The sequence below is a fragment of the Xanthomonas sp. NCPPB 1128 genome, assembly GCF_001043115.1.
In the GTDB taxonomy this organism is placed as follows: Bacteria; Pseudomonadota; Gammaproteobacteria; order Xanthomonadales; family Xanthomonadaceae; genus Xanthomonas_A.
Genome location: NZ_LFME01000055.1, coordinates 1 through 14,047, shown reverse-complemented (window position 1 = coordinate 14,047; position 14,047 = coordinate 1). Strand labels below are relative to the sequence as shown.

The 14,047-nt window shown below is 68.6% G+C and carries 11 protein-coding genes and 1 pseudogene; 2 read left to right on the top strand and 10 right to left on the bottom strand.

Going from position 1 to position 14,047, the window contains the following annotated elements; translation table 11 throughout:
* Window positions 1-103 precede the first annotated feature (103 nt).
* Both ACP93_RS20400 and rlmD read right to left on the bottom strand, forming a co-directional pair.
* Window positions 104-628, bottom strand: coding sequence for a CYTH domain-containing protein (locus tag ACP93_RS20400; protein ID WP_048492488.1), 525 nt, complete (start codon window positions 626-628; stop codon window positions 104-106).
* Window positions 629-716: 88 nt separating this feature from the next.
* The gene (gene rlmD / locus ACP93_RS20395; RefSeq protein WP_048492487.1) at window positions 717-2,045 is read right to left on the bottom strand and encodes a 23S rRNA (uracil(1939)-C(5))-methyltransferase RlmD; all 1,329 of its coding nucleotides are present in this window, start codon (window positions 2,043-2,045) and stop codon (window positions 717-719) included.
* A 146-nt stretch (window positions 2,046-2,191) separates the two neighbouring features.
* On the opposite strand from rlmD, the gene ACP93_RS20390 reads away from it, so the two are divergent.
* Together ACP93_RS20390 and ACP93_RS20385 are read left to right on the top strand one after the other, a co-directional pair.
* Window positions 2,192-2,908, top strand: a complete 717-nt coding sequence (locus ACP93_RS20390) for an Hpt domain-containing response regulator (protein ID WP_204243727.1) — start codon at window positions 2,192-2,194, stop codon at window positions 2,906-2,908.
* Between the two features lie 302 nt (window positions 2,909-3,210).
* Entirely contained in the window at window positions 3,211-5,391 is a 2,181-nt protein-coding gene (locus tag ACP93_RS20385; protein WP_228136103.1) for a TonB-dependent siderophore receptor, read from the top strand.
* A 522-nt stretch (window positions 5,392-5,913) separates the two neighbouring features.
* On the opposite strand, the gene recO is transcribed toward ACP93_RS20385, so the two are convergent.
* From recO to ACP93_RS22040, 8 genes and pseudogenes are all read right to left on the bottom strand, one after another.
* The gene (gene recO / locus ACP93_RS20380; RefSeq protein ID WP_228136105.1) at window positions 5,914-6,777 is read right to left on the bottom strand and encodes a DNA repair protein RecO; all 864 of its coding nucleotides are present in this window, start codon (window positions 6,775-6,777) and stop codon (window positions 5,914-5,916) included.
* A 287-nt stretch (window positions 6,778-7,064) separates the two neighbouring features.
* Window positions 7,065-7,970: a GTPase Era gene (gene era, locus ACP93_RS20375; protein ID WP_048492483.1), complete on the bottom strand. Its 906-nt coding sequence runs from the start codon at window positions 7,968-7,970 to the stop codon at window positions 7,065-7,067.
* Window positions 7,967-8,647, bottom strand: coding sequence for a ribonuclease III (gene rnc / locus ACP93_RS20370; RefSeq protein ID WP_048492489.1), 681 nt, complete (start codon window positions 8,645-8,647; stop codon window positions 7,967-7,969). The genes era and rnc overlap by 4 nt, the downstream gene beginning before the upstream one ends.
* Window positions 8,637-9,014, bottom strand: a complete 378-nt coding sequence (locus ACP93_RS20365) for a DUF4845 domain-containing protein (protein WP_010340596.1) — start codon at window positions 9,012-9,014, stop codon at window positions 8,637-8,639. Before ACP93_RS20365 ends, rnc begins: the two co-directional genes overlap by 11 nt.
* Before the next feature lie 20 nt (window positions 9,015-9,034).
* Entirely contained in the window at window positions 9,035-9,835 is an 801-nt protein-coding gene (gene lepB / locus ACP93_RS20360) for a signal peptidase I (RefSeq protein WP_010340595.1), read from the bottom strand.
* A 112-nt stretch (window positions 9,836-9,947) separates the two neighbouring features.
* Window positions 9,948-11,738, bottom strand: coding sequence for a translation elongation factor 4 (gene lepA / locus ACP93_RS20355; RefSeq protein ID WP_048492482.1), 1,791 nt, complete (start codon window positions 11,736-11,738; stop codon window positions 9,948-9,950).
* A 173-nt stretch (window positions 11,739-11,911) separates the two neighbouring features.
* Window positions 11,912-13,444: a DegQ family serine endoprotease gene (locus ACP93_RS20350; protein ID WP_048492481.1), complete on the bottom strand. Its 1,533-nt coding sequence runs from the start codon at window positions 13,442-13,444 to the stop codon at window positions 11,912-11,914.
* A gap of 98 nt (window positions 13,445-13,542) precedes the next feature.
* Window positions 13,543-14,047, bottom strand: a pseudogene (locus ACP93_RS22040) (hypothetical protein); the annotation flags it as partial.

Genomic DNA, 14,047 nt, shown 5'->3' with positions numbered 1-14,047 from the left:
GATTGGGGATTCGTAAAAGCATAAGCCCGATCGCCGCGAGAAGCGGGGATTCGGGATTCGGGATTGGGGATTCGCAAAGGCGGGCCGCGTGCGGCGTTTGGCTTTACGCTTTTACCAATCCCGAATCCCCACTCCCCAATCCCTGCCACTCACAGAATGGACGGCTAGCCAGCGCCACGTTGTAGTACCGCGGATCGTCGGTGACTTCGGCGCCGAGCCAGTCCGGCCTGGCGAACGCCTCGTCGGCGCTGTCGAGTTCGATCTCGGCGACCACCAACCCGGCGTTGTCGCCGAGGAACTCGTCCACTTCCCACAAGTGGCCCTGGTGCTGCACGAGGTGCCGGCGCTTGTCGATCAGCCCGCCCACGCACAGCGCCAGCAGCGCGCGCGCATCGGCCAGCGGAATCGGATACTCGAACTCCTGGCGGGTATGCCCGAGCTCGCGCGACTTGAGGTTGAGGAACGCCTCTGCGCCCTGCACCCGCACCCGCACCGACGCCTTCTGCGCCCCGCTGGCCAGCGCCGCCTGGTCGTTGAGATAGCCCTGCGCCATCGGAATCACCGCATGCGCCGCCGCGCGCCAAGCGTCGCCGGTCACCAGGAATTTGCGTTCGATTTCTAAGGGCATGGGATTGGGGAGTGGGGATTCGGGATTGGTGAAAGCATAAGCCAGCGCGCGGAGGCGCCGCTGCGAATCCCCAATTTCCAATCCCGAATCACGGCCTTTCAAATACCGCAATGCTCTCCACATGCGCGGTATGCGGGAACATGTCCATCGCGCCGGCGGCCTTGAGCACGAAGCCCTGTTCGTTGACCAGGTAGCCGGCGTCGCGCGCCAGCGAGCCGGGATGGCAGCTGACGTAGACGATGCGCTGGAACTGCTTCAACGGCAGTTGCTGCAGCACCTCCAGCGCACCGGAGCGCGGCGGGTCCAGCAGCAGCTTGTCGAAGCCCTGGCGCATCCACGGCGCCTGGCGCTGGTCCTGGGTCAGGTCGGCGGCGAAGAACTGCGCGTTGTCCAGGCCGTTGCGCTGGGCGTTCTCCCGCGCGCGCGCCACCAGCCCGGCGTCGCCCTCCACGCCGACCACCTCGCGCACGGTGCGCGCCAGCGGCAGGGTGAAGTTGCCCAGGCCGCAGAACAGGTCCAGCACGCGATCGCCGGGCTGCGCGTCGAGCAGCGCCAGCGCGTGCGCGATCATCTTCTCGTTGAGCGCGGCATTGACCTGGATGAAGTCCAGCGGCCGGAACGCCAGCTCCACGTCCCACTGCGGCAGCCGGAACGACAGCGGCACCTCCTGCGGATACAGCGGATGCACACTGTCCACGCCGCCGGGCTGCAGGAAGATGGCGAAATCGTGTTCCTGGGCGAAGGCGATCAGCGCGTCCTGGTCACGCGCGCTCAGCGGCTGCATGTGGCGGAAGGTCAACGCCACTGCGGCGTCACCGGCGATGAACTCGATCTGCGGGATGTCGCGCTTGCCGTCCAGGCTCTCGACCAGGTCCGCCAGTGCGGTCACCTTGAAGCCGATTTGCGGGATCACCGTATGGCACACCGACAGGTCGGCGACGAAGCGCGGATCCTGCTCGCGGAAGCCGACCAGGGTCTTGTCCTTCTTCTCCACCCGGCGTACCGAGAAGCGGCCCTTGCGCCGGTAGCCCCAGGGCGCACCGGTCAGCGCCGGCAGCACCGCCTGCGGGGTCACGTGGCCGATGCGCTCCAGGTTCTCGGTCAGCACCCGCTGCTTGGCGACGATCTGCTGGTCCTCGGCCAGGTGCTGCAGCACGCAGCCGGCGCAGACCCCGAAATGCGGACAGCGCGGCGTCACCCGCTGCGGCGAGGCCTGCAGGACCTGCACGGTGCGCGCCTCGTCGAAGTGGCGGTTGCGCGCGGTGGGTTCGGCCAGGACGGTCTCGCCGGGCAGCGCGCCGGCGACGAAGGCGACCTTGTCGCCCTCGCGGCGGGCGACGCCGCGGCCGTCGTGGCTGAGGTCGGCGATGTCGGTCTGGAAGGGCGTGCGGTCGAGACGGTTTCTGGATCGGGCCACGTGGCAACAGGCTGCGGGCGGAAAAGGGCGGCCATTGTCGCAGAAGGGCCGGTCCGGGACCGGCTTGCGATTGCCACGCCGGCGAGGCAAAGTGGCGCGGACGCACGCGCGCAGCCGCGCGGGATGCGACCACGCCGCATGGAGGCATCAGCATGGCATCGACCCAGGACCCGGTAACGCGACTGCTGCTCGTCGAAGACGACCCGATCAGCCGCGCCTTCTTCGACGCGACCCTGCAGGCGCTGCCGGCCCAGGTGGATCTGGCCGATTCGGTCGCCAGCGCCCTCGCCCGCGCGCAGACGCAGGCGCACGACCTGTGGCTGATCGACGCCAACCTGCCCGACGGCAGCGGCAGCGAGTTGCTGCGCCAGTTGCAGCGGCAACGCCCCGGCACCCTGGGGCTGGCGCATACCGCCGATGCCAGCGCCGCGGTCCGCGCGCAGTTGCTCGACGCCGGGTTCGCCGACGTGCTGCTCAAGCCGCTCAGCAGCGAGCGCCTGCTGCAGTCGGTGCGCCGGCTGCTGGCACGCGGCCGCCTCGGCGCCACGCCCGGTGCCGCCGAGCCGACCCTGGACTGGGACGAGACCACGGCGCTGGCCGCACTCAACGGCGAGCGCGCGCACCTGATCGCCCTGCGCGAACTGTTCCTGGCCGAGCTGCCCGGCACCCGCGACGCGGTCGCCTCGGCCCTGCAACTCAGCGACGACCAGGCAGTGCGCAGCCACCTGCACCGGCTGCAGGCCAGCTGCGGCTTCGTCGGTGCCGCCAGACTGGCGCGTGCCGTGCGCCAGTTGCATGGCGATCCAGCGTCCTCGCAGGCCCGCCACCAGTTCAGCGAGGCGGTGGCGGCGTTGTTGCACTGAAGGCTGGGATTGGGGAGTGGGGATTGGGGATGACGCTCGTTCCTCTGCACCAGTTCGCATAGGAGCGGCTGCAGCCGCGACCGGCACCCTTCCGGACCTTCCCAGGGCAGTCCGGCCATCGCTGCCCTCGCCCCATTCACGCTCACCGATCCTGTACTGCAACAGCGACGACAGCGACGAAGCGGCAATGGCAGTCGCGACGAACTTGCAAATAAGATTCTTTCTCGAATAAATTAACGCCCCGACAACATCTTCGGACCAGCCATCGCCCCGTCCGGTCACTACCGCAACAGGGGCTTCTCATGTTTCAGACCTCATTCCACCGGCAAGCGCCGGCCATGGGCATGCTCGCCCGCGCGCTGTTGGCCGCACTCGTGGCCGCCGCCTCCACCTCGGCCAACGCCCAGGACGCCACCGCCAGTGACGGCGCACGCGATGCCGGGTCATCGGCCGACGCCACGCAACTGGACACGGTCATGGTCAAAGGCCAGCGGCTCAGCCTGGACCTGCAACAGGATGCGGCGGTCGGCACGCTGGGCACGTCCCGCCTGCTGGATACGCCGTTCTCGGTGACCCTGGTGGAAGCACCCGAGATCGCGCGGCGCCAGGCCACCACGCTCGGACAGATCTTCATCAACGATCCGTCGGTGTTCGCGGCCGAACCGCCGGCCACCACCAACTGGTGGGGCACGCAGATCCGCGGCATCGGCGTGCGCAACTTCTACGTGGACGGCGTGCCGATGCTGATGGAATGGGGCGGCGAGTTCCCGCTGGAAGCGGTGCAATCGGTGCAGGCGTTGAAGGGCCTGGGCGGCTTCATGTACGGCTTCGGCGCACCGGGCGGCATCGTCAGCTACCAAACCAAGCGTCCCACCGACACCCCGCTGCTGGCCACCACGATCGGCTACCGCAACGACAGCGTGTTCTCGACGCAGGTGGATGCGGGCGGGCGTGCCAATGGTCCGGACTCCTTCGGCTACCGACTCAACGCCGGCATCGAACGCGGCGACGCGTACAACGGCGCGGGCATCGACCGCAAGACGCTCGCCCTGGCGGTCGAGCAACCGATCGTCGAAGGCCTGACCTGGCATGCCGAACTGGTGCACGAGCGCAACACGCTCGAGCACGAGCCGCTGTACTTCTATTGGGATGCCTACCAGGGCACGCACCTGCCGCGGCCTGCCGACGACTACGCCAAGATTCGCGTCGATGGCGCGTACTACGAGACCGCACTGCTGCACGCGACCACCGGCCTGACCTGGCGCATCGACGAGCGCTGGAGCGCGGCGCTGAGCCTGGGCGGCAGCCGCCGCCGGCACGAATCGCACAAGATGTTCGCCAACCTGCTCAACGACGCGGGCGACTACGCCGGCTTCGCCTACGACTTCGGTGCGGTGCTGCGCACCAGCGTGGCGCAACTGCTGGTCAACGGCCATGTCGACACCGGTCCGGTCAGGCATGCGCTGGTGTTCGGCGCCTCGGTGCAGCGCAGTTGGGATCAGTGGAGCAAGGCGTTCTACTGGAGCAACGACTTCGACGGCAACCTCTACCGCCAGCAGACCTTTCGCCCTACCCGCCGGCCGGACTACAGCCTGGCGCCGGTCAGCGCGGACCTGCGCCAGAAGGCGCTGTTCGTCAGCGACACAATGGAGTTCGGCGACCACTGGCGCGCCATCCTCGGCACACGCCACGTCGACTACGAACAGCGCGATCTGGACGGCAATGCGGCGGTGGACAGCGGCTACCGCACCTCGGTGACGACGCCGACGGTCGCGCTGATCTACAAGCCCATCGACGATGTCTCGCTGTACGCCAGCTACGTCGAAGCGCTGGAACCTGGCAGCCGCGTCGGCACCGATGCGCTGCCCGCCTACGCCAACGCCGGCAGCGTGCTGGCGCCGACGGTGAGCAAGCAGTACGAACTGGGCGCCAAGCTGCAGAGCGGGCGCTTCGCGCTGACCACCGCTGCGTTCCGCATCGAGCGCGGCGCGCAGATCGATGCCTACCGCGACGGCCAGCGCTATCTGACCCAGGATGGCCTGACCCTGTATCGCGGGCTGGAAGTGATCGGCAGCGTCGGCGTGACCGAGGACCTGGAGCTGGGTGTCGGCGGACTGTGGATGGATCCGCGCCTGGAGGATCTGTCGCCGGACAATGCGGCCCTGCGCGGCAACCGCCCGGCCGGCGCCGCACGCCGACAACTGCTGGCCAACGCCACCTGGCGCGTGCCGGGCATGCGCGGCCTGAGCCTGCACGGCAACGTGCGCTACTCCGGCGATGCCTACTACGAAGACCAGAACCGTGTGCTCATCCCGGGGCACACCGTCGCCGCGGCCGGCTTCCAGTACGCGACCACGCTGGGCGGCTACGACGCGCTGCTGACCGGCAACATCAACAACCTGTTCGATCGCACCTACTGGAACCAGCACACGCTGGGCGAGGCGCGCAATGCCGCGCTGAGCCTGCGCATCGATTGGCGCTGAGTGAGCCTGCCGCTGCCGTCGCCGCACGCGACGGCGGTGGATGTCACCGCGGCGCCTGGGCGTCTCCGATGACGACGCAAGCACCTGTAGGAGCGGCTTCAGCCGCGATGCGTTCCCACGCGGCGGTCGCGACTGCAGCCGCTCCTACCACCGCATGAGCAAGACCCGACTGCGTCGGTGCTCAGCACCACGGAAAAACGACGCGTCGCTGCAGAGCAGGTAACGTCCGCACGGCGCATCTCGTTTGTGAGGGGTGCTTCAGCCCCGACGCATGCCGCTAGCAGCGTCGGGACTGAAGTCCCTCCCACAACGAGCGACACTGCTGATGCGCTGAACTCACAGCACGCCTCAGCACGCGACGGACCTGTGGGAGCGGCTTCAGCCGCGACAGGCGTAGCCGGGACAGCCCGTCGCGGCTGAAGCCGCTCCTACGGGCAACCTGGATCCGGTGGAGGCGTGACGAACCGCAGGCCGCTCGAGCCCCCACGTGCCGGCTTCCCTCGCGCCGCCGATCCGGTGCGATCACGACGCCGCGGATGGCGGTGCCTTTGCCCCTTCCACGGTGGACTCCGACGTCGACTCGGAGGTCGACTCCGTGTCGGATGCCGAATCCGTCGTTGCTGCGCGCGCTGCCGAATCCGGTGCCGCGGCGCTGGCGCTGCGCTGCCGTGCCAGATCCTCGACCATTTCCCAGGATTTCAGGCCGCGCCCGCCGAGGTGGTGCAGCAGCACCACACGCATGCCGCGGCGCAGGCCGGGCAGATCGTCGGCAGCCGGTTCGGTGTCGTCGGCCAGCGCCAGCAGCGCGCGGCCGGTGGCCATGCCGCTGCGCTGGTCGTGGCCGCGATCGCTCAACAGCCGGCGCGGCCCATGCTCGGCATCGAGCACGTAGCGCGCGGCCGGGTCGATCGGCTCGCCGTCGCCGTCATGGCGCAGATCGAATCCCACGCCCAGCGCCTCCAGCAGGTCGCGCTCGAAGCAACGCAGCGACCAGGCCAGCGGCGCCTCGGGGGCCAGTCGCGCGCGCACGCGCGCATAGGCCAGATACAGGTCCGGCGCCGGATCGTCGCGCGGGGCCAGACGCAGGGTCAGTTCGTTGATGTAGAAACCGGCCAGCATCGCCTCGCCGCTCAACCGCGGCGCCGTGTCCACCGCCTCGGCCGCGCGCAGCTGCGCCAGCTCGCCGCGCCGTTGCGCACTGAAGCGGATCGACTGCAGCGGCTGCAGCGCCGCACGCAAGGCCTGCTTCTTCGGCCCCTGCACGCCACGCGCGAGCACGCCGAGCCGGCCGTGGTGCACGCTCAGCACCTCCACCAGCAGGCTGGTCTCGCGCCAGGGCCGGGCGTGCAGGACGAAACCGGGTTCGTGCTCGATCAAGGCGGGGATTGGGGAGTCGGGAGTGGGGATTCGTAGAAGCGGCGGTCCATGGACGGAAAGCTTTGCGAGAAACCGTGGAAGCTTGGATCGAGAACGCGCGATTCCTGAAAGTTCGCAGCCGTATCGCTTTCCTGTGGGAGGGGCTTCAGCCCCGACGCCCTACCGTTAAAGCGTCGGGGCTGAAGCCCCTCCCACAGAAAACCTTGCAACAGCCAGCCGTCCGCGAAACATCCCGAATCCCGGCTTTCAACAGCCGAAGGCTAGTCATCGCCAATCCCTAATCCCCAATCCCGGCTTCACTCCCCGTAGCCAAACGCCTTCAGCGCGGCCTCGTCGTCGGACCAGCCTTCGCGCACGCGCACCCAGGTCTCCAGGAACACCTTGGCGCCGAACAGGCGCTCCATCTGCTGGCGGGCCTTGGCTCCGATGTCCTTCAGGCGGGTGCCGCCCTTGCCGATCACGATCGCCTTCTGGCCTTCGCGCTCGACCCAGATCACCGCGCCGATGCGCAGCAGCGCGCCGTCCTCGGCGAAGCGCTCGATCTCCACGGTGGTGGCATACGGCAGTTCCTCGCCGAGCTGGCGCATCAATTGCTCGCGCACCAGTTCGCCGGCCAGGAAGCGCTGGCTGCGGTCGGTGATCTCGTCCTCGCCGAACATCGGCGGCGCTTCCGGCACCAGCGCCAGCAGGTCGCGCACCAGCGCCTCCAGGCCCTTGCGCTTGAGCGCAGAGATCGGGTGCACCGCGGCGAAGCTGCGGCCCTCGCTGACCTGCTGCAGGAACGGCAGCAGCGCGGTCTTGTCCTTGAGCCGGTCGACCTTGTTGACCACCAGCACCACCGGGATGCCGGCGTCGCTGAGCACGTTGAACGCCAGCGTGTCCTCCTCGTCCCAGCGCCCGGCCTCGATCACCAGCAGGCCGGCGTCCACGCCCTCCAGCGAGCCGCGCGCGGCGCGGTTCATCACCCGGTTCATGGCGCGCTTCTGCTCGCGGTGCAGGCCGGGGGTATCGACCAGCAGCAACTGCCCTGCCGGAAAGCTGGCGATGCCCAGCAGCCGGTGCCGGGTGGTCTGCGGCCGGTTGGAGACGATGCTGACCTTGGCGCCCACCAGGGCATTGGTCAGGGTGGACTTGCCCACGTTGGGGCGGCCGATCACGGCCACGCTGCCGCTGCGGTAAGGGGTTGTCGCTTCTTCGTTCACTTGCTCGAATCCAGTTGCTCGATGGCGGCGGCGGCGGCCTGCTGCTCGGCCAGGCGTCGCGAGGTGCCCTCGCCCTCGGTCACCAGGGCGGGCTCGGCGAGTACGCAGCGTACCCGGAATAGCTTGGCGTGGTCGTCGCCGGTCTCGCTGATCAGTTCGTAGGCCGGCAGGGTCCGCTGCCGGGCCTGCAGCCATTCCTGCAGGCGGGTCTTGGCGTCCTTCTCCACCTTGCCGACCGGCAGCGCCGCCAACGCGGACTCGAACCAGGGCAGGATGGTGGCACGGCAGGCCTCGAAGCCCGCGTCCAGGTAGATCGCCGCGACCACGGCTTCCACCGCATCGGCCAGGATCGAGTCGCGGCGATGGCCGCCGGACTTCATCTCGCCCGGCCCCAGGGTCAGGCGTTCGCCCAGCTCCAGTTGCCGGCCGATGGCGGCCAGCGAGGCCTCGCGCACCAGCTCGGCGCGGGCACGGGTCAGCGCGCCCTCGTCGGCCTTGGGCCAGCGCTGGTACAGCGCCTCGGCGATCAGCAGGTTGACGATGCCGTCGCCGAGGAATTCCAGGCGTTCGTTGTGCGGCGCGCCGGCGCTGCGATGGGTCAGCGCCTGTGCCAGCAACTGCGGCTCGGCGAAGCGGTGACCGATGCGGTCACCGCGCAGGATGGTCTTACTGGCCACCACGCGTCGTCAGGTCCTGGGTCGCGTCGAACTTGCCGACCACGTCCAGATTGGCGATCAGCGGGCGGCGCACTTCGTAGGCCACGTGCATCTTCACGCCGGTGTCGGTGCGCTCGAAGGTGACGTCGCCGGGCTTGACGTTGTCCGAATTGTTGATGTCCAGGCGCCGGAACAGCGAGGCCTTGGCCTGCGACGGGTCCATCTCGGCGCTGCCGGCTTCGGTCGCCAGGCCCTTCATCGCCGAGCGCACCGCGTAGAACTCCATGTACATCGGGAACAGCTTCATGCCGATGTAGACGAAGAATCCGACCACCGCCAGCACGATCACGAACGAGGTCAAGGTCATGCCACTTTGCTTGTGCTTCATCGCGCTTCCCCTCACGCAAGTCACTGAATGGTCGTCCCGATCCGAGACGGATCGAAACTGCCGCTGCAGAACCACCCTTCGCAATTGAGCCAGATCAGGAACGCCTTGCCGCGCAGGTTCTCTTCGGGAAGGAAATGGGTCTGGGTCCAGAACCGGCTGTCCTCGCTGTTGTCGCGATTATCGCCCATCACGAAGTACTTGCCCGGCGGCACCACCCAGTCGCCCTGGCCGGCCGGGTTGTTGCGGTCGATCCATTCCAGTTCGGTGTGGGTGCGGCCCGGCAGGTACTCGGTGAGCAGCGTGGCACCGGTCATTTCCGCGCCCTTGCCCTTGCCGACGTACTCGCCCATGACCTTGTACTTCATCGGCGTGCCGTTGATGTACAGGGTGTCGCCGTGGAAGCCGATGCGGTCGCCCGGCAGGCCGATCACGCGCTTGATCCAGTTCTCGTCCGGCTTGTGCGGCGGCTTGAACACCACCACGTCGCCGCGCTTGGGCTCGCCCACCGGAATGATCTTCTGGTTGGTGATCGGCAGGCGGAAGCCGTAGGAGAACTTGTTGACCAGGATGAAATCGCCGACCAGCAGGTTCGGCATCATCGAGCTGGACGGGATCTTGTACGGCTCGGCGATGAAGCTGCGCAGGATCAGCACCACCGCCAGCACCGGGAAGAACGCCCGCGAGTAGTCGACGATCACCGGCTCGCTGTCGAGCAACCCGGCGCGCGCGGCGCGGCGCTTGGCGAAGAACAGCTTGTCCAGCAGGGTGATGATGCCGGTGGCGAAGGTCAGGACCACCAGCGCGATTTCAAACCATTTCATTCGGGTTCCTTCGGAACGGGATTTGGGATTGGGGAGATGGGATTCGCAAGAACGGGACGGCGGCAGGCGCGTCTGCCTTGGCCAATCTCCAATCCCGAATCCCCATTCCCAGCTACTTGTCCATCTGCAGCACGGCCAGGAAGGCTTCCTGCGGGATTTCCACGCGGCCGACCTGCTTCATGCGCTTCTTGCCTTCCTTCTGCTTTTCCAGCAGCTTCTTCTTGCGCGAGACGTCGCCACCATAGCACTTGGCCAGCACGTTCTTGCGCATCGCCTTGACCGTGGTGCGGGCGATGATCTGCGAGCCGATCGCGGCCTGGATCGCCACGTCGAACATCTGCCGCGGGATCAGGTCCTTCATCTTCTCGCACAGCTCGCGGCCGCGACGGTCGGCGTGGCTGCGGTGGGCGATCAGCGACAGCGCATCGACCTTGTCGCCGTTGATCAGCACGTCCACGCGCACGAACGGGCCGGCGTCGAAGCGCACGAAGTGGTAGTCCAGCGAGGCGTAGCCGCGGCTGACCGACTTGAGCTTGTCGAAGAAGTCCAGCACCACCTCGGCCATCGGCAGCTCGTAGCTGATCTGCACCTGGCTGCCCAGGTAGTTGATGCCGATCTGGCTGCCGCGCTTTTCCTCGCACAGCTTGATGATGTTGCCGATGTATTCCTCGGGGGTGAGGATGTTGGCGCGGATGATCGGCTCGCGGATCTCCTCGACCATGTTCAACTGCGGCAGCTTGGCCGGGTTATCCATGCTGATGATCGATCCGTCGGTCTTCAGCACCTCGTAGACCACGGTCGGCGCGGTGCTGATCAGGTCCAGGTTGTACTCGCGCTCCAGGCGCTCCTGCACGATCTCCATGTGCAGCATGCCGAGGAAGCCGCAGCGGAAGCCGAAGCCCATCGCCTCGGAGCTTTCCGGCTCGAAGCGCAGCGCCGCGTCGTTCAGGCGCAGCTTGTCCAGCGCCTCGCGCAGGTTGGTGTAGTCCTCGGCGTCGACCGGGAACAGGCCGGCGAACACGCGCGGCTGCATTTCCTGGAAGCCGGGCAACGGCTTGCTGGCCGGGTCGCCGGCCAGGGTCAGGGTGTCGCCGACCGGCGCGCCGTGCACGTCCTTGATGCTGGCGGTGACCCAGCCCACCTCGCCCGCACGCAGCGCCGGCAGCACCTTGCGCTTGGGCGTGAACACGCCGACGCTGTCGACCTGGTGGGTGCGGCCGGTGGACATCACCAGCAGCTTGTCGCCGGCCTTGATCTCGCCCTGCATCACCCGCACCAGCGAGACCACGCCCAGGTAGTTGTCGAACCAGGAGTCGATGATCAGCGCCTGCAGCTTGTCGGTGTCGCGCGGCACCGGCGGCGGGATGCGCTGCACGATCGCCTCCAGCACGTCGCGCACGTTCAGTCCGGTCTTGGCGCTGACCGCGACCGCGTCGGTGGCGTCGATGCCGATCACCGCCTCGATCTCGGCCTTGGCGCGGTCGATGTCGGCGGTGGGCAGGTCGATCTTGTTCAGCACCGGCACCACTTCCAGGCCCTGCTCCACCGCCGTGTAGCAGTTGGCGACCGACTGCGCTTCCACGCCCTGCGCCGCGTCCACCACCAGCAGCGCACCCTCGCAGGCGGCCAGCGAACGGCTGACCTCGTAGGAGAAGTCGACGTGGCCGGGGGTATCGATGAAGTTCAGGTGGTAGACCTGCCCGTCCTGCGCGGTGTACGGCAGCGACACGGACTGGGCCTTGATGGTGATGCCGCGTTCGCGCTCGATCGGGTTGGAGTCGAGCACCTGCGCTTCCATCTCGCGCGCCTGCAGGCCGCCGCAGAGTTGGATGATGCGATCGGCCAGGGTCGATTTGCCGTGGTCGACGTGGGCGATGATGGAAAAATTGCGGATGTTCCGCATCGAATCAGAGGACATGAGGTGGGCGGCGGCCAGGACCGTCGTCAGGATAACGGGCCATTATCGCATGGCCGGCGGCCGCTGGTGACGGCCGCCGGATTCGCCCCTGCCCCGGGGGCGCCGACCCGGCTGGATCGGCGCCCGGGATCGCGCCCGGCCACGGCCGGGCGCAGGGATCAGCCGCCGGCGCGCACCGCGACGAAGCTGGTGGTGTCGCGGACGCGGATCAGCAGCATCACCACGTCGCCCTTCTTGTAGGCGCCCAGCTGCTGGTTCAGGGCCGCCACGCTGCCGACCGGGGTACGCCCGACCTGCAGGATCACCATGCCCGGCACCAGCTGCGCCTCGCGCGCGGCACGGCCGGTCACCGCGGTGATGCGCACGCCCTTGCCCGGCTCCACGCCCAGTTGCTGGCGGGTGGCGGCATCCAGGTCGGCCACGTCGATACCGAGCAGTGCGTTGGCGCCGGTGGCCGGGGCGGCATTGTCGCCGACCACCGGGCCTGCATTGGCCTGGGCGTCGTCCGCCAGCGCGGTGAGCTGCACGGTCAGCTCGCGCGGCTTGCCGTCGCGCAGGATGCCCAGGCGTACCTTGGCACCGGGCTGCATCGCGCCGATCATCGGCGGCAGGTCGCTGGAGGCGCCGATCTCGGTACCGTTGACCGTGCGGATCACGTCGCCGACTTCCAGTCCGGCCTTGGCTGCCGGGCTGCCCTGGACCAGCTGGTTGACCAGCGCGCCGCGGGTGTCCGGCAGGCCCAGGCCCTGCGCCTTCAGCGAATCGATGGCGCCGACCATGACCCCGAGCTGGGCACGGGTGACCTTGCCGGTCTTCTTGATCTGCTCGACCGCGCTCATCGCCAGGTCGATCGGGATCGCGAAGCTGATGCCCATGTAGCCGCCGGAAGCGGAGAAGATCTGCGAGTTGATGCCGACCACCTCGCCGCGGGTGTTGAGCAGCGGGCCGCCGGAGTTGCCCTGGTTGATCGCCACGTCGGTCTGGATGAACGGCACGTAGCGCTGGTCGGCGTAGGGATTGCTGCGGCCGGTGGCGCTGACGATGCCGGCGGTGACCGAGTGGTCCAGGCCGAACGGCGAACCGATCGCCACCACCCACTGGCCGGGCTTGAGCAGGTTGGAGTCGCCGATGCGCACCGTCGGCAGGTTCTTGCCGTCGATCTTCAGCAGCGCCACGTCGTACTGCTGGTCGCTGCCGACCACCTTGGCGGTGAACTCGCGGCGGTCGGTGAGCTTGACCTTGACCTCGCTGGCACCATCGACCACGTGGTGGTTGGTCAGCACGTAGCCATCGGGCGAGATGATGAAGCCCGAGCCCATCGAGCGGCCGGCGGGGCCATCGTCATCCGGCGCGCCGCCGCGCGGCTGCCCGGGCATGCCCGGCATGCCGTCCGGGCCGAAGAAACGGCGGAAGAACTCGGGCATCTGGTCGTCGTCGGGCATGCCGCCGCCGGAGCGCGCGGCCGCGGCGCGGCGGCTGATGGTGGTCTCGACATTGACCACGCCCGGGCCGACCTGCTCGACCAGGCGGGTGAAGTCGGGAAGATTGCCGACCAGTTGCGGCGCAGGCGCGGACTGCGCGGCCGGCGGCGTGGCGCTGGCAGCGCTGGGGCTGGGCTGCTGCGCGCAGGCGGCCAGCGGCACGGTCAGCGCCAGCAGGCCCAACAGATGGTGGCGGATACGGTGAGTCATCGGACGCAAGCCTCCGGTTCGGGAAGGGGAACAACGTGGGGACGAAGCAACGGGACCACGCGCCGGAATGAGGCACGGACGCCTGCCGGCGCGCGGGGTCAGGGCTGCGGATGCAGCGGCGGGTTGGCCGTGGCGTCGGCAGGCAATCGGGGTTCGAACGGATAGAACGCCGCCGGGTCCGCGCCGCTACGCGGGAAGCTGGCGGTGAATTCGCTGCCGGTATCGGCGGCCGGCAGGGTCGAGCGCGGCCACGGCCGGGCCTGCAGCGGCGTCGCCGGATGCCCGAACGGATCGCTGGCGCGCTGCGCGACCATCGTGGGCGGCGCGACCGGCGCCACGAACGGCGTCTGCGTGGATGCCTTGGCTTGCGGCTTGGCGGGCGCCGCGGATGCGTAGGCGCGCTCTGCCGGCACGCTGCGGGGGCGTGCGGCCTGTTCGCTGCGCGTGGCGTCGCGTCGCGCTGCCGCGACCGCCTCCTGGCGGCGATTGGCGGCGATCGCCATCGCCGGCGCGGCAGCAACGGCCGCGGCGAGGTCGCCCTGCGGATCGGCCGGCGCTGGCGCAGGCGTCGGGATCTGCGGCGTGACAGCGGCCGGCGTCGGG